At 73.7% G+C, this 18,254-nt stretch carries 17 protein-coding genes; 12 read left to right on the top strand and 5 right to left on the bottom strand.

Features of this window, described 5'->3' with window-relative positions; translation table 11 throughout:
* Positions 1-39: 39 nt before the first annotated feature.
* Positions 40-819 carry an alpha/beta fold hydrolase gene (locus AC5L36_RS21955; protein ID WP_441218469.1) on the bottom strand — a complete coding sequence of 260 codons (780 nt, stop codon included), beginning with the start codon at positions 817-819 and terminating at the stop codon, positions 40-42.
* A gap of 150 nt (positions 820-969) precedes the next feature.
* Between AC5L36_RS21955 and AC5L36_RS21950 the strand changes: the two genes are divergently transcribed.
* Together AC5L36_RS21950 and AC5L36_RS21945 are read left to right on the top strand one after the other, a co-directional pair.
* Positions 970-1,719 carry an arginase family protein gene (locus AC5L36_RS21950; RefSeq protein WP_441218467.1) on the top strand — a complete coding sequence of 250 codons (750 nt, stop codon included), beginning with the start codon at positions 970-972 and terminating at the stop codon, positions 1,717-1,719.
* A gap of 73 nt (positions 1,720-1,792) precedes the next feature.
* Entirely contained in the window at positions 1,793-2,518 is a 726-nt protein-coding gene (locus tag AC5L36_RS21945) for a class I SAM-dependent methyltransferase (protein ID WP_441218465.1), read from the top strand.
* On the opposite strand, the gene AC5L36_RS21940 is transcribed toward AC5L36_RS21945, so the two are convergent.
* Entirely contained in the window at positions 2,499-3,272 is a 774-nt protein-coding gene (locus AC5L36_RS21940; protein ID WP_441218463.1) for a zf-HC2 domain-containing protein, read from the bottom strand. The genes AC5L36_RS21945 and AC5L36_RS21940 overlap by 20 nt on opposite strands.
* Positions 3,265-3,819 (bottom strand): RNA polymerase sigma factor, encoded by a 555-nt coding sequence (locus AC5L36_RS21935; protein ID WP_441218461.1) that lies wholly within the window; start codon positions 3,817-3,819, stop codon positions 3,265-3,267. The genes AC5L36_RS21940 and AC5L36_RS21935 overlap by 8 nt, the downstream gene beginning before the upstream one ends.
* Positions 3,820-3,915: 96 nt before the next feature.
* On the opposite strand from AC5L36_RS21935, the gene AC5L36_RS21930 reads away from it, so the two are divergent.
* Both AC5L36_RS21930 and AC5L36_RS21925 read left to right on the top strand, forming a co-directional pair.
* Positions 3,916-4,362 carry a hypothetical protein gene (locus AC5L36_RS21930; protein WP_441218459.1) on the top strand — a complete coding sequence of 149 codons (447 nt, stop codon included), beginning with the start codon at positions 3,916-3,918 and terminating at the stop codon, positions 4,360-4,362.
* 170 nt (positions 4,363-4,532) lie between these two features.
* Positions 4,533-5,846, top strand: coding sequence for a LuxR C-terminal-related transcriptional regulator (locus tag AC5L36_RS21925; RefSeq protein ID WP_441218457.1), 1,314 nt, complete (start codon positions 4,533-4,535; stop codon positions 5,844-5,846).
* A 3-nt stretch (positions 5,847-5,849) separates the two neighbouring features.
* Here AC5L36_RS21925 and AC5L36_RS21920 read toward each other — a convergent pair whose 3' ends face one another.
* Positions 5,850-6,518, bottom strand: coding sequence for a class I SAM-dependent methyltransferase (locus AC5L36_RS21920; protein WP_441218455.1), 669 nt, complete (start codon positions 6,516-6,518; stop codon positions 5,850-5,852).
* A 349-nt stretch (positions 6,519-6,867) separates the two neighbouring features.
* On the opposite strand from AC5L36_RS21920, the gene AC5L36_RS21915 reads away from it, so the two are divergent.
* Positions 6,868-8,358: an arsenate reductase/protein-tyrosine-phosphatase family protein gene (locus AC5L36_RS21915; protein WP_441218453.1), complete on the top strand. Its 1,491-nt coding sequence runs from the start codon at positions 6,868-6,870 to the stop codon at positions 8,356-8,358.
* On the opposite strand, the gene AC5L36_RS21910 is transcribed toward AC5L36_RS21915, so the two are convergent.
* Complete coding sequence (locus tag AC5L36_RS21910) at positions 8,337-9,032, bottom strand: nitroreductase (RefSeq protein ID WP_441218451.1); 696 nt, start codon at positions 9,030-9,032, stop codon at positions 8,337-8,339. The two genes, AC5L36_RS21915 and AC5L36_RS21910, sit on opposite strands and share 22 nt — an antisense overlap.
* 68 nt (positions 9,033-9,100) lie before the next feature.
* Between AC5L36_RS21910 and AC5L36_RS21905 the strand changes: the two genes are divergently transcribed.
* From AC5L36_RS21905 to AC5L36_RS21875, 7 genes are all read left to right on the top strand, one after another.
* Positions 9,101-10,540, top strand: a complete 1,440-nt coding sequence (locus tag AC5L36_RS21905; RefSeq protein ID WP_441218450.1) for a hypothetical protein — start codon at positions 9,101-9,103, stop codon at positions 10,538-10,540.
* A complete protein-coding gene (locus AC5L36_RS21900) occupies positions 10,518-11,330 on the top strand; it encodes a hypothetical protein (protein ID WP_441218448.1) in 813 nt (270 codons plus the stop codon). Before AC5L36_RS21905 ends, AC5L36_RS21900 begins: the two co-directional genes overlap by 23 nt.
* Before the next feature lie 7 nt (positions 11,331-11,337).
* Positions 11,338-12,534 carry an acyl-CoA dehydrogenase family protein gene (locus AC5L36_RS21895; RefSeq protein WP_441218446.1) on the top strand — a complete coding sequence of 399 codons (1,197 nt, stop codon included), beginning with the start codon at positions 11,338-11,340 and terminating at the stop codon, positions 12,532-12,534.
* Positions 12,509-13,063 (top strand): flavin reductase family protein, encoded by a 555-nt coding sequence (locus tag AC5L36_RS21890; protein ID WP_441218444.1) that lies wholly within the window; start codon positions 12,509-12,511, stop codon positions 13,061-13,063. Before AC5L36_RS21895 ends, AC5L36_RS21890 begins: the two co-directional genes overlap by 26 nt.
* 40 nt (positions 13,064-13,103) lie before the next feature.
* A complete protein-coding gene (locus tag AC5L36_RS21885; protein ID WP_441218442.1) occupies positions 13,104-14,057 on the top strand; it encodes a hypothetical protein in 954 nt (317 codons plus the stop codon).
* Between the two features lie 242 nt (positions 14,058-14,299).
* Positions 14,300-16,444 carry a multicopper oxidase family protein gene (locus tag AC5L36_RS21880; protein WP_441218440.1) on the top strand — a complete coding sequence of 715 codons (2,145 nt, stop codon included), beginning with the start codon at positions 14,300-14,302 and terminating at the stop codon, positions 16,442-16,444.
* A 170-nt stretch (positions 16,445-16,614) separates the two neighbouring features.
* Positions 16,615-18,246, top strand: coding sequence for a M28 family peptidase (locus AC5L36_RS21875; RefSeq protein WP_441218438.1), 1,632 nt, complete (start codon positions 16,615-16,617; stop codon positions 18,244-18,246).
* Positions 18,247-18,254 lie beyond the last annotated feature (8 nt).

Below are 18,254 nucleotides of genomic sequence, written 5' to 3'. Positions count from 1 at the left end.
AAGGCGATCAGAGGTTGCTGATGTGTAACGGCTCGTGCCCTAGGTGTCCCGCGTCGACGGGGCGCGGCGGATGGGCGCGACGAGCTGAACCGGTTCGGTGGCAAGGAAATCCACGAGCAGCGCGTTGACGAGCGCCGGCTTCTCCTGGGTCACGAAGTGTGACGTCCCGGGTACGACCGCAAGCTCGGCCCGCGGCAGCGCCTCGTACATCTCCACGACGTGCGACATCGTGATCAGGTCGTCGTCGGCGACCAGCAGCAGCGTGCGGTGCGGCACCGCGGCCAGCTCGGCGGCCTCCAGGTGCGGCTCGACCGCGGACATCTCGCCGATCTTCGTCGCCACCACCTTGAAGTGGTCGATGCCGTCCGGCGAGACCTCACCGTACGCCGGGCCGAGGAACGCGGCGATCGTGTCCACGTCCCACTCGGCGTCCTGCACCACCTCGCCCTTCTTGCTGAAGCCGCAGCTCATCAGTACCAGCCGCTTGACCAGCTCGGGCCGCCGCATCGCGACGAGCAGCGCCGTGAACGCGCCGTTGCTGTGCCCGACCAGGTCGGCCGGCTCGCCCACCACCGTCTCGAGGAACGCGATCGTGTCGTCGGCCATCAGCTGGTACGTGATCGGCCCCTCGACGTCCGGCGTGTGGCCGTGGCCGCGGCGCTCCGGCGTGTACACGTGGAACCGTTCGGCGAGCACGTCGATATTCGGCGCGAACCAGCGCGCGTCGACGAGGCCGCCGTGCATCAGCACGAGCGGGTCGCCGGTGCCGCGTTCGTCGTACCAGGTCCGGACGTCGCCCAGCTGGACGTAGGTACCCATGTCTCCACCTCCGGTGGGTCGGTTTCGGCGTAGCCGCCGTGCCCCGCCGTGACCGGCAACGGGCCGGCGACCTGAGCGTAGGCCAGCCACGCCCCGGCCGGCGCGACTTCGCGGCGGTGGCGCTCACCTGGGAGCCGTTAAGATCAACCTATGCGTACCATCCTCGTGCCGTACCACCTCGACGAGCGGTTGTCCGAAGTGGACATGCCGGTGACGGCGGATGTCGTGGTGACCGCGGAGCTGTCGGGTGACGGCTTCTGGGCGCGCACGGCCGGGCTCCACGCCGCGGTGGCGGACGCGGTCGCGGCCGATGACGGGGCGCCCGCGGTCGTGACCGGCGATTGCGGGATCGCGCTCGGCGTCGTCGCCGGCCTCCAGCGGCGGGGGATCGAGCCGGCCGTCGTGTGGTTCGACGCGCACGGCGACCTGCACACGCCGCGGACCAGCACTTCGGGGTACCCGGGCGGCATGCCGCTGCGGATGCTCCTGGGCGACGGCGACCCCGCCGTCGCCGACCGGACCGGCCTGCGGCCCGTACCCGCGGAGAAGGTGGTCCTCGTGGACGGGCGCGACCTGGATCCCGCGGAGGCGGAGTTTCTCGGCGGGAGCGCGGTGCGGCGGGTGGCGGTGGACGCGGTGCCCGATGTGGACGGACCGATCTACCTGCACATCGACCTCGACGTCGTGGACGCGGCGGCCCTGCCGGGCCTGCGTTTCCCGGTCACGCCGGGGCCGGCCGTCGACGCGGTCCGGGTGGCGGCGCTGCGCCTGCTCGCCACCGGGCGGGTGGCGGCGTTGACGGTCGCCTGCACCTGGCATCCGGGGCGGGGCGCGGGCGAGGTGGCCCGGCCGCTGGTCGAGGCGCTGCTGGGGGCGCGCCGGGGCGGGCCGGTCCGCTAGCCTTCGCGTGCCCACCCGCCCGGACCGGAGAGGGAGCGCTTCCCGTGACCGACAAACCCTGAGGATGGCGACCGTGGAGACCGCGCGGTACGACGGGCACGCCGACTGGTACGACGAGAAGTTCCGCGGCTACGGCTCGGCGGACGGCTCGGGCGGCGTGCTCGCCCGGCTGCTCGGCCCGGCCGGGCCCGGCGGGCCGGTCTGCGTCGACGTCGGCTGCGGCACCGGGCTGCACTTCGCGGCCGTGCGGGCCAGCGGCTACACGGTCGTCGGCGTCGACTTCTCCGGCGACCAGCTGCGCCGGGCCGCCGCCCGCGAGCCGCGGGTGGTGCGCGGCGACGCGCGGCGGCTCCCGCTGGCCAGCGGCTCGGTGCCGGCGGTGGTCATGACGTTCACGCACACCGACATCGACGACTTCCCGGCCGCCGTCGCCGAGGCCGCGCGGGTGCTGCGCCCCGGCGGCCGCCTGGTCTACCTCGGCACGCACCCGGCGTACGTGGGCGCGTTCGCCGACCGGAGCGCCGAGGCCGGTGACCGCCGCCTCCAGCTCGTGCCGGGGTACGGCGACGAGCGGCTCCAGCACGACCCGACCGGCCGCTTCCCGACGCGCGGCCGGGTGGGTTCGCGCAACCTGACGCTGGCCACGTTCCTCGGCGCGTTCCTGGCCGAGGAAAGGCTGCGGCTCTCCTCGGTGGAGGAGCTGGACACGGGCCTGCGGCCGTGGCGCCCGGACGCCGGCGACGGCCGCGTCGTGCCGTGGCACCTCGCGGTCACCGCGGTCAGCGTGCCGGCCCGGTGAGCACCGCGCCGGGGACCGTGCGGGAGCGGAGCTGGATCTGGGCGACCGCCGAGACCGGGATGTCCAGCCGGTAGCCGGCGGTGCCGCCGCGGCCGGCGATCTCGCAGGTGCCGGCCGGGTGTGCGGCGCCGTCGCGGTCGATCGCGAGCGCGTCGTAGGCGCCGTCGACCGGGGCCGCGCGGACGGTGACGAGCAGCCAGGACGGGTTGCCCTGGTACAGGAAGGCGGTGCCGGCCGGCTGGCCGTCCATTGTGGTCATCCGGATCGCCTTGAGGTAGCGGCCGTCCGCCACGTCGAGCGTCTGCCGGTACTGGCGGGCCAGCTCGAGGTCGGCCGCCGACCGCCACCGCACCGCCTGCGCACCCGCGCCCGCCGCCAGCACGACCGCCACCGCGAACGCGATCGCCGGCCGGGGGCGTGGCCGTGGCACCCCGGCCAGGAGGCTCCGCCGTTGCCTCCTGGCCGGGGCTGGCCCGGCCGGGTTCGCGTCGCTCGCCGGCGGCCCGAGGGCACGCCCGGCGTCCGCGTCCAGCCGGGCCAGTACGCCGCCCTCGAAACCGGGCGGCGGTTCCACCGGGGGCGCCAGCAGCAGCAGCGCGTCGGCGGCACGGGACAGCGCGGCCAGCTCCCGCCGGCAGGCCGCGCAACCCTCCACGTGCGCCAGGGCGGACGCGCGCTCGTCGCCGGCGAGCGCGCCGGTGGCCAGCTCGGGCAGCAGCTCGCGCGCTTCGGGGCAGCCGGGTGGCTCACTCATCACGCACCTCGAAGTGTTCGCGCAGCCGGGCCATCCCGAGCCTGATCCTGGTCTTGGCGGTGCCCAGCGGCACCCGTTCCCGTTCGGCGATCTCCTTGGCGGTCAGGCCGTAGAAGACGGCCAGCACCACGGCGGTGGCCTGCTCGCGGGAAAGCTCGGCCAGCGCCACCCGGATGCGGTCCGCCTCGGCGACCTCGTCGGCCGCCCACTCCTCGCCGGCCGCCGCCTCGCCCGCGCCGAGCAGCGCCACCAGCACATCCGGCTGGTACGGCTGGTCGCGCCGCATCCGCACGACGTCGATGGCCGCGTTGCGGGCGATGGTCAGCAGCCACGGCACCACCCCGCCGCGCCGCGGGTCGTAACCGCCGGCGAACCGCCACGCCCGCACGAACGCCTCCTGGGCCACGTCTTCCGCGGTCGCCGGCACGCCGACGACGCCGAGCGCGAGGCCGTACACGCGGGCCTGGAAGCGGCGCACGAAGCCGGCCGCGGCCTGCGCGTCACCGGCGGCCATGCCGGCCACCAGCGCCTCGTCACTGACCCCCACATCAGGTACTACGCGGGAACGGCCGCCACGGGATCCATCGGGCGCCGATGAATCCGGGGGCGCCGGCGGGGCGGTAGTACCGGTATGGGATCGATAATGATGCTTACCAGGAACGCCGTCGCCGCGGCCGTGCTGTCGCTGGTCGCAGGCGGCCTCGTGGCCTGCGGCGGCGACGACGGCGCGGGCGGCTACGGCGGCGGTTCCGGCGGCGGCCTCGCCCTGACCGTGCTCGAGCCGGCCGCCGGGGCCGACGTCACGGTGCCGTTCACCCTGAAGGTGGACTCGAGCGTGCCGCTCGGCCCGACCGAGTCGGGGCGGCACCACGTACACGTCTGGTTCGACGGCGACGAGGACAACTACGTGATGGTCGAGTCGGACACCGCGCGGATCTCCGCGGCGCCGACCGGCGCGCACGTCATGCACGTCTCGCTGCGCCACGCCAACCACTCGGCGGCCGGCGTGGAGGCCTCTACCAGCGTGGTCGTCGGCGAGGGCGACTCGATGCCGGGCGGCGAGGAGACCGGACCCGGGTACGGCTACTGACGCGCCACCGAGCTCGACGCGCCTCGGCCGGGCTGGCTGACGACTCAGACAGGTTCGCGTGAAAAGACCCAGGGGGACAGGTTTAGGAATTTCCAACCGGGGGTAAGGCCTACGCGCAATAAATTCATGTATTTAGATTGTTGCGTATGCATCCTCGGTTGGGGGCCCTCATGGGCAGGGGAAGCGGGCAAGGTACGAGCCGGATCGCCGTGTGCTCCGGTGACCAGCTGCGGCGCGACGCGCTCGCGGCCTATCTGAGCGGCCTGCCCGACTTCACCGTCGTCGGCCGGGTCGTCGACGGCACCCACCTCGTCCCGCTCGTCGAGCTTGAGCGGCCGCACATCGTGCTGATCGACGGCGGGCAGCGGCCGGGCGACACCGTGCCGACCCTCCAGCTGCTGCACGGGCGGCACCCGTCGGCCCGCCTCGTGCTGGCGTACGAGCGGCTGTCCGCGGAGGACTTCGCCGCCGCGCGGGAGGCGGGTGTCGCGGCTGTCGTGCCGTACGCGCACGGCCTCGGCGGGCTGGTGTCGGTGCTGCGCGGCCTCGCCAGCGGCGTCGACCCGGACGCCAACGGTGTCGGGCTGACCGGCCGCCAGCGCGAGATCCTGCTGCTGGTCGCCTCCGGCCACCAGGTCAGCGAGATCGCCGAGATGCTCGACATCAGTCCGGGCACGGTGGAGAACCACAAGCGCCGGGTGTACGCGAAGCTGAACGCGACGAGCGCGGCGCACGCCGTGGCCCGGGCCGCGACGCTCGGGATCATCGGCAGCACGCCGGCCGCCCAGCCCGCACCGCCGGCGGACGGGCCGCGCGGCGACGGCGGGCAGACGCCGCTGGCCGTCGTGGTCGGCTTCGCCGGGCCGGTGCTCGATCGGGTCGTCACCACGCTGATCGGGCACCGGGTCGCGGTCGTGCGCGAGCACTGTCCACAGGCGACGCCCCAGATCCACTGGCACCGTTCGCACCGCGGGCCGGTGGTGCGCGTGCTGGTCGACCCGGCGGCCGATCAGTGGCGGGTCGGCGCGACGCTCGGCTGGGCCGCCGTCATGGTGCACGACGGCCGGGTCGACCGGCGCACGATGGGGGAGGCCCTCACCAACGGCGTGCTCGCGCTGGTGCACGGCGACCACGTCGAGGCCCGACTCATGCCGGCGATGCACCTGGCGGCCGGCGGCTACATGGTGATGGATCCGGCCTCGTCCGGCCTGTTCACCGACTCGATGTGGAACTGGTCGGCCGACCTCCCGCCGGTGGTGCCGCGGCTGACCGCGCGGGAGCACGACATCCTGCGCTCGATCGGACGCAACCAGACGGTGCGGCAGACCGCCCGCGCGCTCGGCATCGCCATGAAGACGGTGGAGAACGCGCAGGGCCACCTGTTCAGCAAGCTGGGCGTGCACAACCGCGCGGCGGCGCTCGCCAAGGCGTACACGCTCGGTCTGCTCCAGCCCGCCGACGGGAGCGTCCAGCTGGTCAGGTAGCGGTCAGCCGGCGGTGCGCGCGGTCACCACGACCCGGTCGCGCGGCCCGGAGAGCGGGCGCGTGTACGTGAACGTGGTGCACGAGACCTCGTCGAAGCCCGCCTCGCGGCACTGCTCGACGAGGTAGCCGGCGGAGAGCCAGTGCGCGGGCACGCCCGGCGCCGGCTGCGCGTCCTGCCCCTCACGGGTGCCGTCGTTGGAGATGACCAGCACGCCGGGGCCCGGGACCAGCCACCCGTGCAGGTGCTTGAGGATCGTGAAGAGCCCGTCGTCCGGGTCGTACAGGTGGGCCATGAGGCCGTCCGCGTACACGACGCCCCAGCGGCCCTCCGGCGGCGACCAGGAGCTGATGTCCGCCACCTCGGCGGCCAGGCCCTTGCGCCGGGCGATCCGCACCGCGCGCTCCAGCACGTCGACCGCGAGCACGTCGTATCCGGCGCGGGCCACCTCGGCCTCCACCGAGGCGTTGCCGCAGCCGATGCTGAGCAGCGTCGGCGGGCTGGTGCGGTCGAGCACGCCGCGCAGGAAATCGATCATCCAGGCGCGGTACGGCGCGCTGTACGTGGACGGGGTGACCGAGTCGCCGTTGGGCGCACCGCCCTCCCAGATGTCGAAGAGACTCAGCTCCTCGTCGCAGAGGTAGAACTTCCAGAGCTGTTCGACGCTCGTCACGATGAGTCCTCCAATGGCACACGTACAGATACGGGTGGCCCAAACACGTATCGGCTGTCGCCAATTCCACGGGCTCGCGGAAATGGAAAATGGGGCGGTCGGAGCCTAGATGAGGTCGCCTTTGTTTGCCAATCCCCCGGGGGTCATACCCTGTACAGAACCCCCCGGGGGTGGTTAGTCGAGCGCATTGCTGTGGTGCCAGGGAGAAATATTCGGTGCTCAACTTGCGACCAATTGTCGGGCGTGATACTCCGGTATTTCAGACAGGGTGGACCATCGCGGCGGCGCGCGTCGAGCGCCCAGTCGTGCAATTACTTCCGCCTATTAATGCGAGGGAGGAACGGTCGTGGTGACGACCCGCAGAGGCACCGTCGGCTTCGGGATGCTGGGGCTGGCGATCGGCTACTTCGTCTGGTACACGCCGTACGCGGCGCTGACCAAGGCGCTCTCCAGCGGGTTGCTGCCCGGCATGGACGCCCACGTCGGCGGCCTGGTGTTGCTGCCGGCGGCCGCGCTCGGCACGCTCGCCGGCTCGCTCGTCTTCCTGACCGTCTCCGGCTGGTGGCGGTACGCCGGCCGGCGGCGGGTGGCCGGGCGGGAGGTGGCCTGGCCGGGCCGGACCGGCGTGACCGCCGGCTTCTTCATGGCCCTGATCATCGCGACCACCACGCTGAACTACACCTTCGCCGGGGTCTCGATCCTGTTCATGCTGCTGATGATGCGCGGCGGCGTGCTGATCCTCTCGCCCCTCGTCGACGCCGCGCGCCGCCGCCCGGTGCGGGTGTACTCGTGGCTGGCCCTCGGGCTCAGCCTGCTCGCGGTCTTCGCCGCACTGGCCGATGTGGACAGCTACCTGCTGACCGCCGGCGCGGTGGCGAGCCTGGGCGTCTACCTGTTCGGCTACATCGGACGGTTCCAGATCATGAGCCGGGTGGCGAAGACTGGCGACCAGGCGATCGACCGGGGATACCTGGTGGAGGAGCAGATCTCGGCGGCGCTGTGGCAGGTCGGCCTCTGCGCCGTGCTGGCGCTGGTCGGCATCGGTCCGATCCTCGGCGCGCTGCGCGAGGGGTTCACCTCGTTCCTGCTGACGCCGGCCGTGCTTCCCGCGTTCGCGGTCGGCCTGCTGTACGAGGCGCTGTTCATCTACGGCACGCTCATCTACCTCGACCCGCGCGAGTACACCTGGTGCGTGCCGGCCAACCGCTGCGCCAGCCTGCTCTCCGGGTTCGTCGCCTCGTTCGGCCTCGCCTGGCTGACCGGCATCGCGGTGCCCGGCACCGGCCAGCTCCTCGGCACCGCGCTCATCGGGCTGGCCCTGCTGGCGCTCGGCTATCCGGCGCTGCGCGCGTCCGCCGCCCGGCGGTGGACGTGGGCGCGGCGGCGGCGGGTGCTCTTCGTCTGCGGGGGAAACACCGCCCGGTCCGCGATGGCCGAGGCGATCGCCCGCGCCGACGGCGACGGCACCTGGAGCCCGCGGAGCGCCGGGCTGGCGCCGCGGGTGGCCGGGGCGCCGATGGCCGAGCCCGCGGTCGCCGCGCTCCGCGGGATCGGGGTACCGCCCCGGAGGCACCGCACCCGCCAGCTCACCCGCCAGATGTGCCGGGACGCCGACGCGGTGTTCTGCATGACGCGGGCCCAGCGCACGGCCGTCGAGCAGCTCGCGCCGGAGGCCCGGGGGCGCACGTTCTGCCTCGACCCGGCGCGCGACATCGCCGATCCGGCCGGCGCGCCCGACCCCGCGGTGGCGTACCTGCGCACGGCCCAGGCCCTGCGCGAGAACGTGCGCACGCGGCTGCGCGAGCACCTGCCGGTGCTTCAGCCGCAGGCGGGTGGCTGATCATGCCAGGTCACGTACCGACCCAGCGGGGCCCGCTCGGGCACGAAGCCGTTGACGCTCGCGTCCGGGTCCGGATAGCCCGTGGCGAGGCCGCACACGATCAGCCGGTCGGGCAGGCCGAGCGCGTCGCGCAGCACGTCCGGGTAGCCGGCGACGCTGTACTGCGGACAGCTGCCCAGGCCGCAGGCGACCAGCCCGAGCATCGTGTTCTGGAGGAAGAAGCCGAGCTCCAGAAACGTGCCCGGCGCGGCGTCCGCGGGCAGGTGGAAGACGAGCGTCGCCGGCGCGCCGTGAAAGTCGAGGTTGGCCCGCAGGTGCGCGCGACGGCCCCGCGCGTCGTCGCGGGCGATCCCCATCGCGCCCAGCAGGCCGGCGCCGAAGGCCCGCGCGCGCTCGCGGGTCGCCTCGTCGAGCGCGGCCGGCAGGTTGGGGTAGTCGGGGTGCGGCGGGACGTCCCGGTCGAACTCGGCGCGCAGCCGCCGGCCCAGCGCCAGACGGGCCGCGCCGCTCACCACGGCGACCCGCCACGGCTGGATGTTGCGGGTGGACGGTGCGTGCGCGGCGGCGGTGAGGACCCGTTCGAGCACCTCGCGCGGCACCGGCCGGTCGAGGAAGGCGCGTTTGCAGTGCCGCGCGGTGGCTATCGCGGCGAACCCGGGCCAGTTCTCCTCCACAGGGCGACAAGTCTGCGCTCCCGCCGGCCGGCCGTACAGACGGCAAATACCCCCGGGTGGGTGACGGCATGACGCAGGTGACCGCGACGCTGACCCGCTGGCCGGCGGATCTGTCCACAGTGCCCGACGCCGTCACGCTGCTGGAGGTCCGCGCCGACCTGGTGGGCGACCTCGACCCGGCCGCGTTGCGCCGGGCGCTCCCCGGCCGGCGGCTGCTCTACACGCTGGGTGGCCGCGCCGACCCGCCGTCCGTCCGGCGGGCGAGGGTCGCGTCGGCGGCTACCGGGTACGACGTCGTGGACCTCGACGCCGACCGCGACCTCACCCCGGCGGTGCTGGCGGCGGTGCCCCCGGCGCGGCGCCGGATCTCCTGGCACGGGCCGGCCGTGCCGCTGCCCGCGCTGCGCGAGCGGTTCGCGGCGATGGCGGCCGTACCGGCGGCCGGCTACCTGCTCGCGCCGCGGGCGCCGTCGGCCGCGGCCGCGCTGACCCCGCTGCGGCTGCTGGCCGAGCTGGGCCGCCGCGACGTCACCGCGTACGGGAGCGGACCGCTCGGCGCCTGGAGCCGGCTGCTCGCGCCGTACCTCGGGGCGCCCGCGGTCGCCGGCCCGCTGGAGGGCGACCCGCTCGACGTGGCGCGGATCTGCGCCGACTACCCGTTTCCGGACCTGCCACCGGTGCGCGACCTGTACGGCCTGGCCGGTCCGCTCGCGCTGACCTCCGGCTTCCCGGGCCTGCACAACCGCGCGTACCGGGAACGCGGCATCTGCGCCCTGTACCTGCCGTTCCACCTTGCCGGGCTGGGCGACTTCCTGACCGGGTTCTGGCCGCAGGTGCCGGACGGGCTGCGCGCGCTCGGCCTGCCGTTGCGCGGCCTCACGGTCAGCGGCCCGTTGAAGGAGGTGGCCCTGCACGTCGCGGACGTGGTCAGCCCGGTCGCCCAGGCGGCCGGCGCGGCGAACGCGCTGACCCGGCGCGGCGGACGCTGGCGGGCGACGACCACCGACGTGTCCGCGGTCGCGGTGGCCCTGCGGTGGGCCGGGGTGCCGCTCGCCGGCCGCTCGGCCGCGGTCGTCGGCTGCGGCGGTGCCGGCCGGGCGGCGGCCGTGGCACTGCGCGACGCCGGCGCCGCCGTGACGATGGTCAACCGCGGCGGGACTCGCGGCCGCCTCGCCGCCGACCTGCTGGGGCTGCCGTACACGCCGCTGCGCGCGTTCCGGCCCAGCGGACCGATGGTCGTGGTGCACGCCACCTCCGTACACACCGGACTGCCGTTTCCGGTGGACGGGCTGACCGCCGGTGCGGCCGTGCTCGACATGGTGTGTCCGCCGGGCGGGTCGAGCGCGCTCGTCGAGGAGGTCCGGAGCCGGGGGCTGCGCGCGATCGACGGGCGGCGGGTGCTGGCGGTGGAGGCGGCGCACCAGTTCCGGCTGATGACCGGCCGGCCGATGCCGCCGGAGCCGACGATCCGGGAGGTGATGACGCATGCGGTCCTCGGTCCTCCATGATGGATGGTCGGTGCTCGACCACGCCGCGCTGCTCGGCGCCTGGCGCAACACCGACGGTGCCGCCGGGGGAGTGCGCCGACTGGTGCTGACCGAGAGCGCCGGCGGGCCGCGGCTGCGCCTGCTCGGCGCGGGGCGGCGGGAGCCGTACGACTGGGGCGAGATCCAGGCGTGGGCGTACGCGGCGACACCCAACTCACCGGTCGCCGTGGCGTTCACGGCGGTGCACGACACCGAGCTGCGCGGACTGCGGCTGGCCGCATACACCCGGGGCGGGCTGCTGGTCGTCAACACCTACCAGGCCTTCAGCGGGCCGGGCTGGCCGGCGCCGTACTGGACCCGGGAGTTCTTCCACCGCGACGGCCCGGCCGGTCCCGCCGTGGGCGAACCGGCCGGCCGGTACGGCCACCCGGCGCCCACGTCGGCGCCGCTCGGGCCGTGGCAGCTCGATCCCACCGCGCTGGTCGGGCTGTGGCGCAACGTCGACCCGGCCGCGACCCGGCTCGCCTGGGTGCGGATCCGGGAGCGCGACGGCTACCTGGCCGTGCGCCCGCACGGTGTGTGGACGCCGCGCCGCCACGACTGGCACGAGACCGTCGGCAGCGCCTACGCCGGCGACGTGCGCAGCGCCGCGGCGGTCGCGTTCACCGCCTTCTTCGAGCTCGCCGCCGGGCGGGTGGAGATGGTCGGCTACCTCGACCGGCGGCTGCTCACGATCGAGACCGCGAGCACGTTCGGGGACGGCGGCCACCGCTATCCCTTCTATGTCCGCGAACACTTCTATCCGAGCTGAGGGGACCATGAGCGTCGAAATCGAGACACGCGCGACCGGCGCCGCCGCCGTACGGCGCGTCGCCGACCTGGCCCGCGACCGGTTCGCCGCCCGGGCCGCCGGATACGACCGCGGGGCGGAGTTTCCCGCCGCCGACCTGGACGACCTATTCGCCGCCGGGCTGCTCGCGCCGACCGTGCCGACCGAGCACGGCGGGCTCGGCCTCGGGCCGCTGCGCCGCGACACCCACACGCTGTGGGAGATGACCCGCGAGCTGGCCCGGGTCGACCTGTCGCTGGCCCGCTGCTGGGAGGGGCACGCGAACGCGCTGGTGCTCCTCGACGCCTTCGCCACCGGCGACCAGCGCGAGCGGTGGTTCGAGGGCGTGGTGCGCCGGGGCGAGAAGTGGGTCGCCTGGAGCGGGGAGCCGCAGGCGCCCAAGCCCGGCGAGACGCGCCGCTTCGGGACCACGGTGACGCGTACCGCGGACGGCTGGACCGTCGACGGCACCAAGGCGTTCGCGACCAGCGCGACCGGCGCGGACTGGGCGATCCTGCTGGTGAGCCTCGCCGGGCCGGGCGGCGCGCGGCACGCGGCCGCGCCGGAGAGCGTGCTGCTGCTCGGCTGCGACCTGCGGCACCCGTCGATCACCGTGGACACCTCGTGGTGGGACCCGGTGGGCATGCGGGCCACCGCCAGCCACCTCGTCCACTTCGACCGGACGCCGGTGCGGGCGGCCTGGCAGCTCGGCGAGCCGGGCGACTACGTGCGCCAGGGGTGGCAGTCGACGTTCATCCCGCACTACGCGGCGAGCTTCCTCGGCGCGGCCGAGGGCGCCTACGACTACGCGATCACCTACATCGAGAAGCAGGACAAGGGCGGCGACCCGTACGTGCAGCAGCGGGTCGGCGGCATGGCGGTCGACCTGGACACCGCCCGGCTCTGGCTGGCGCACGTGGCCCGGCTGTGGGACGGCGGCCGCGTCGACGAGGCGCGGATCGCCGGCAGCCGCGCCCGGCACGTCGTCGAGCACCTCGCGTTGTCCACTGTGGACCACTGCATCCGGGCCTGCGGTGCGCGTTCGCTGGTGCGGCCCAGCCCGGTCGAGCGGATCCTGCGCGACCTGACCTTCTACGTGCGGCACGACAACGACGACCACCTCCTCGCCACCATCGGCCGCGCCGTCCTGGGACGCGAACATGACGCCTCGTTCTTCAAGCCCTGAGGTGGACGCCCCGCCGGCCGACAGGTTCCGGGACCTGATGGCCGGCTGGCCCACGGGCGTGGCGGTGGTGACCGGCGCGGACGGCGCGCGCCCGCTCGGCTGCACGGTCACCGCCCTCGCCTCCGTGTCGGCCGACCCGCCGCTGCTGCTGGTCTCGCTGGCCGCGCACAGCCGCACGCTGGCCGCGGCCGAGCGGGCCGGGCGGTTCGGGCTCTGCGTGCTGTCGGCGGCGCAGCGGCACCTGGCCCGCGCCTTCGCCGCCGGCGACCCGACCGCCCGGTTCGCCGGCGTGCCGTACCGGTGGACGCTCGGCGTGCCGCTCCTGCACGGCACGGCCGCGGGCGCGGTCTGCGTGGTGCGGGAGACGATCGCCGTCGCCGACCACGTGCTGGTCCTCGGGTCGCCGCGGTGGCACGCCGGTGACCCGGACATCGAGCCGGTGATCTGGTATCGCCGGGCGCCGCACGCACTCTCCGGGCAGGGCCCCGGGGGGTTCTCACCCGTCGGGTCGCCGCGCCCGTCCACATAGCATTGGCATCGAAACCAAACAATTTATCCGGGGGTGCCGCATGGCCACCATGCCCACGACCGCCCAGTATCTCCGCGAGATCGACCGCCTCCCCGACGGTGGGCCGGCGCGGGCCGCGCCGATCGACACCGGACCGCTGGTCGGGTTGTGGCGCAACGCCAACCACCAGACGTGGGGGATCACCGCCGTGGAGCTGACCGACCGCGACGGCCAGGTGTGGGCGCACGCCTGGGCCACCGACCCGCACGCCGACCGGCTGCGCGACTGGGGCGAGGTGCCGGTCGACGGCGTGTACGCGCTCTCGCCGGCGTCGGGCGACGTGTGCGCGTACCGGGCCACGTTCGAGCTGGGCCACGCCCGCACGCAGATCCAGGCGAACATGCTGCACAACGTGATGGTGTGCGGCGCGTTCACCACCTTCACCGACGGCAGCGGCCGCACGGACTACTTCTCGCGCGAGTTTCTGCACCGGTGCGGGCCGCAGGCCCTGACGGAGGCCGCCGACCCGCTGGGCGCCGTTCCGGAGCGGGGGTACGCCCGCGGTGAGGACCGGCTGCCGATGCTCCGCGCGCCGATCGTCCCGGACCGGCTGCACACCCGGTGGCGCAACACCGACGCGGGCACCAAAGGGGTATCGGAGGTGAGCCTGTCGGCGCGGGACGGGCGCACGTACCTGCGCGTCACCGCGGCCGGGCCGGACGGTCCGATCGACTGGGGCGACGTGCCGGTGAGCCTCTACACCGACATCAGCGTGACCGGCGGCGGGCGCGCCGCCGCCGAGCCGGTGGTCGACGGGCGGACCACGCCGCACTTCGCCGACGTGTCCGCCACCGACGGCGGGCCGGCGCTGTACGCCACGTTCGACCACGGGTTCATGCGGGTGCACATGCAGGCCCGGTTCAACATCGGGATCCTGCCTTTCGTGATGTTCAACGAGTTCCTCGACGACAGCGGCCGGCAGGACTACTTCCAGCGGGAGGTGTTCGTCCGGTAGCGATAAGCCCGTCCGACCATTGTGGACTGCCTGGCGAAATCGCCGGGCAGTCCACCATGTCTCCAGTTTGGACACAGCGCCTACCCCCAAGGGGAAGCAGTCCGTTTCGCCACGGCTGGATCTGTGAACTGGTGGGTCCAAGATGGACGAGAGGCTCCGCCTAGGGAGCCGAGAAAGGCGGGCGGAAGATGCAACCACCACAAAGGACGGTCGGGCAGAGACCCGCGGTCGGCGGCAGACGTGTGCTGCTGGTCGCACTCCTGCTGACCGGGGGTACGGTCGCCGCGTGGCTGGCCATGCCACCAACCGTGCTCGGAGGCGGTGACCCGTCGGGTCCACGGGAGATCGGCGCCGCCGCGCTCTTGGTCCTGCCGCTGGCGCTGCTGGCCGCGGGCGCGATGGCCTGGCTGGCCCGCCGGCGCGGCTGGCACGACCGCGGCCCGCGCGGGCTGCTGGTACAGGCCGGCGCCGCCGCCGGCGTATTCACGGCGCTCCTGCTGGCCACCGCGCCGCTCCAGTCGGTGGTCTCGGCACGGCTGGCGCCGCCGGCCATCGCGCCGAACCTCGCCGCCGTCGGGTACGACACCTCGTGCCCGGCGATGTTCACCGCCGCCGAGTGCCGCGAGTACGCGGCGGACTACGGCAACCTCGACGCGGCGGGCCTGGCCCGGGTGCACCACGCGATGATGCGGGAGACCGGCCACTCGCCCGCGGAGCACGCGGCCATGACCGCACCCTTCGACGGCACGGAGAAGGCCGGACTCGGCCCGGACACGGCCGCCTACGCCGTCCAGGACGCCTTCGTGGTGGCCCTGGCGGCACTGCCGCTCGCCGCCGGCGGGCTGCGCCTCACCGTCCGCATGGCACCCTCCGCCGTGGTGCCGGCGCGACGTCGTCGAACCGGCCTGTCGCGGGTGCGCTCGCGCTGGGCGGCCGCCGGCGCCACCGTCCTGATGGCAGTCGTCGGCAACTTCGTCCTCTCCTCCACCACCGCGCAGGCGGCCGTCGTGCCGTACAGCGTGCCGCTGCGCATCCCACCCGTCCTCCGGGGCTCCGAGGTCACCATCCAGATGCGCGAGGCCGACGTGCAGGTCATGCCGACCGGCCCACCAACGCGCATGTGGACGTACAACGGGATATTCCCCGGCCCGACGATCCGGCGGCCCAGCGGCCAGACCAGCCGGATCACCTTCCGCAACGACCTGCCGGCGAACTTCGGCCAGGCGACCATCCACCACCACGGCAGCCACTCGCGGCCCAGTGAGGACGGTCAGCCGAACGACTTCCTCATCCCCCGGGGGCGCCAGCGCACGTACGTGTACGAGCACATGGAGCGCGGCGAGCCCGAGTGGGCCGTCACGCAGTGGTACCACGACCACCGGATGGACGTGACCGGCCGCAACGTGTGGAACGGCCTGGCCGGCATGTTCATCCTCGACGACAGGTTCGACAGCGCCCTGCCGCTGCCCCGGGGCGAGTTCGACGTACCCCTGGTCATCACCGACCGCACCTTCGACGCCAACAACCAGATTCCCTACAACTTCAGCATCGTCGGCACGCTGGGCGACACGTGGCTGGTCAACGGCCGGCCGCAGCCGTACTTCGACGTCGGTGACCGCAAGTACCGGGTCCGCATCCTCAACGCGGCCAACCGGCGCCCGCTCGTGCTGGGACTCAGCAACGGTGCCCCGATGACGCAGATCGGCACCGACGCCGGCCTGCTGCCGGCCCCGGTCCAGCGCACGTCGATCATCCTGCAACCGGCGGAACGCGTGGAGATCGTGCTCGACTTCGCCGGCCTGCTGGGGCAGAACCTCGTACTGCTGGACACCAACACACCGGCGACGCCGGGCAACCCGCCGAGGGAGCTCATGCAGTTCCGGGTCAACCGCGACCTCACCGAGACGAGCTCGGTGCCGGCCGCGCTGCGCCCGGTGCCGGCCTTCCCCGAGCCGGTGGAGGACCGGTCGTTCGTGCTCCGGGCGACCCTCGACGCCGCCGGCGTCCCAACACAGTGGACGATCAACAACCAGCCGTTCCAGGCCGGCCGGATCGACGCCGACCCGGTGTTGAACACCACGGAGCGGTGGACGTTCTTCAACGACTCACCGCAGCCACACGCCATCCATCTCCACGACGTCGACTGGCGGCTGGTGCGCCGGTTCCAGCTCGCCTTCGACGCCGGCGGAAACCCGATACCGGGGGCGGACCTGCCGGTCGCGGCGCACGAGGCCGCGCTGAAGGAGACCTTCTTCGTCCCGGCCAACACGGGGTTCTCGGTCGTCACCACGTTCACCGACCACGTCGGTCCGTACATGCTCCACTGCCACATGCTGGAGCACGAGGACATGGCCATGATGGCGACCTTCAGCGTCAAGGCCGCCTGACCCAGCGCTCAGGGAGGGCACTCCGTGGCAGGGGTGCCCTCCCTGACCTGGCTTTCGCGGGACCCACGACAGACGCGGGTGGGAGTGACCCCTTCCACACGTTCGGTGCCGAATCTAGATTGCTGGATATCGGAGCTACCGTTCCGTGTTCGCGAAAGGGAGAACACACCGTGGTGTCTCGATCGCTCAGACGCCTGTGTGGTGCGGCCGCCGCCGCCGTGCTGCTGGGCGCCTTCACCGTCGCCGCACCGGCGCGGGCGCACTCCACCGACGATCCCGTCCGAAAGCTTACGAAGGACGTCACGCTTTCCGGCCTCCTGCGCCACCTCGTGGCGTTCCAGGGGATCGCGGCGGTCAGCGGCGGCAACCGGGCGTCCGGTATGCCAGGCTACGACCGCAGTGCCGACTATGTTGCGGCGCTCGCCGGGCACGCCGGCTACAAGGTGACGCGCCAGCCGTTCTCGTTCACGTTCTGCGAGGACACCGGCTCGTCGTTCGCGCAGCTCGCACCCACACCCACGACCTACGTCGCCGGGACCGACTACGACGTGCTGGACTGCTCGGGTGGTGGCAGCGCGAGCGGCGCGGTCGTACCCGTGGACGTCAACCTGACGCCGCCGCGGGCCAGCACCTCCGGCTGCGAGCCCGGCGACTTCGGCCCCGAGGTCGCCGGGAAGATCGCCATCATGCAGCGCGGCGCCGCGCCCGGCACCTCCTGCGGGTTCGGCCTCAAGGTGCGGAACGCGCAGGCCGCCGGCGCGATCGGCGCGATCATCTTCAACCAGGGCAACGGCACGCCGGAGGCCAACCCGGACCGGTTCGGGCTCTTCACCGGCACGCTCGGCGTCCCGGTCGGCATCCCCGCCGTCTCCATCTCGTACGACCTCGGCGCGGCCCTCGTCGCGGCGGCGCTGGCCGGCACGCTGAACGTGCGGATCTCGGTCGACGCCACCTCCGAGGTCCGGGAAACGGTCAACGTGTTCGCCGAGTCCCGGTGGGGCGACCCGGACGAGGTCGTGATGGTCGGCGCCCACCTCGACTCCGAGCCGGACACGGCCGGCATCAACGACAACGGCACCGGCAGCGCCGGCATCCTCGAGGTGGCACTGCGGATGGCGAAGTTCAAGACGAAGAACAAGGTGCGCTTCGCGTGGTGGGGCGCCGAGGAGTCGAACCTCGCCGGTTCCACGTTCTACGTCGCCAACCTGCCGCAGGCGGAGCGGGACAGGGTCGCGCTCTACCTCAACTTCGACATGATCGGGTCGCCCAACTACACGTTCGGCGTGTACGACGGCGACGACTCGGCCGCCGCCGGCTCACCCGCCGGCCCGCCCGGCTCCGCGCAGATCGAGGACGTCTTCGAGGCTTTCTTCGCGTCCCGCGGCGAACCCACGGCCGCGTCCGACTTCACCGGCCGCTCCGACTACGGCCCGTTCATCGCGGCCGGCGTCGGCATCCCGGCCGGCGGCCTGTTCACCGGTGCCGAGCTGTCGAAGACGGCGGCGGAGGTCGCGCTGTGGGGCGGTGTCGCGGGCGCGCCGTACGACCCGTGCTACCACGCGCCGTGCGACAGCCTCACCCCCGAGCGGAACGGCGCCGACGCCGAGCTCTACCGGCAGCTGCGCCGCGAGTACCGGCTGTTCGGCAACGTGAACCTGTTCGCATTCGACACCAACGCGGACGCGGTCGCGACGGCGGTGGCCACGTTCGCGTACGACACCTCCACCATCCCGCTGCGGGCCGCGGCCGCCCGCACGGCGGCAAGCCCCGCCCAGGACCGCGATGGCGCCTGGCTCGGCTGAGCCGCGGG

It is taken from the genome of Phytohabitans sp. LZ39 (assembly GCF_059359075.1).
This window is presented reverse-complemented; position numbering and strand designations above follow the sequence as displayed.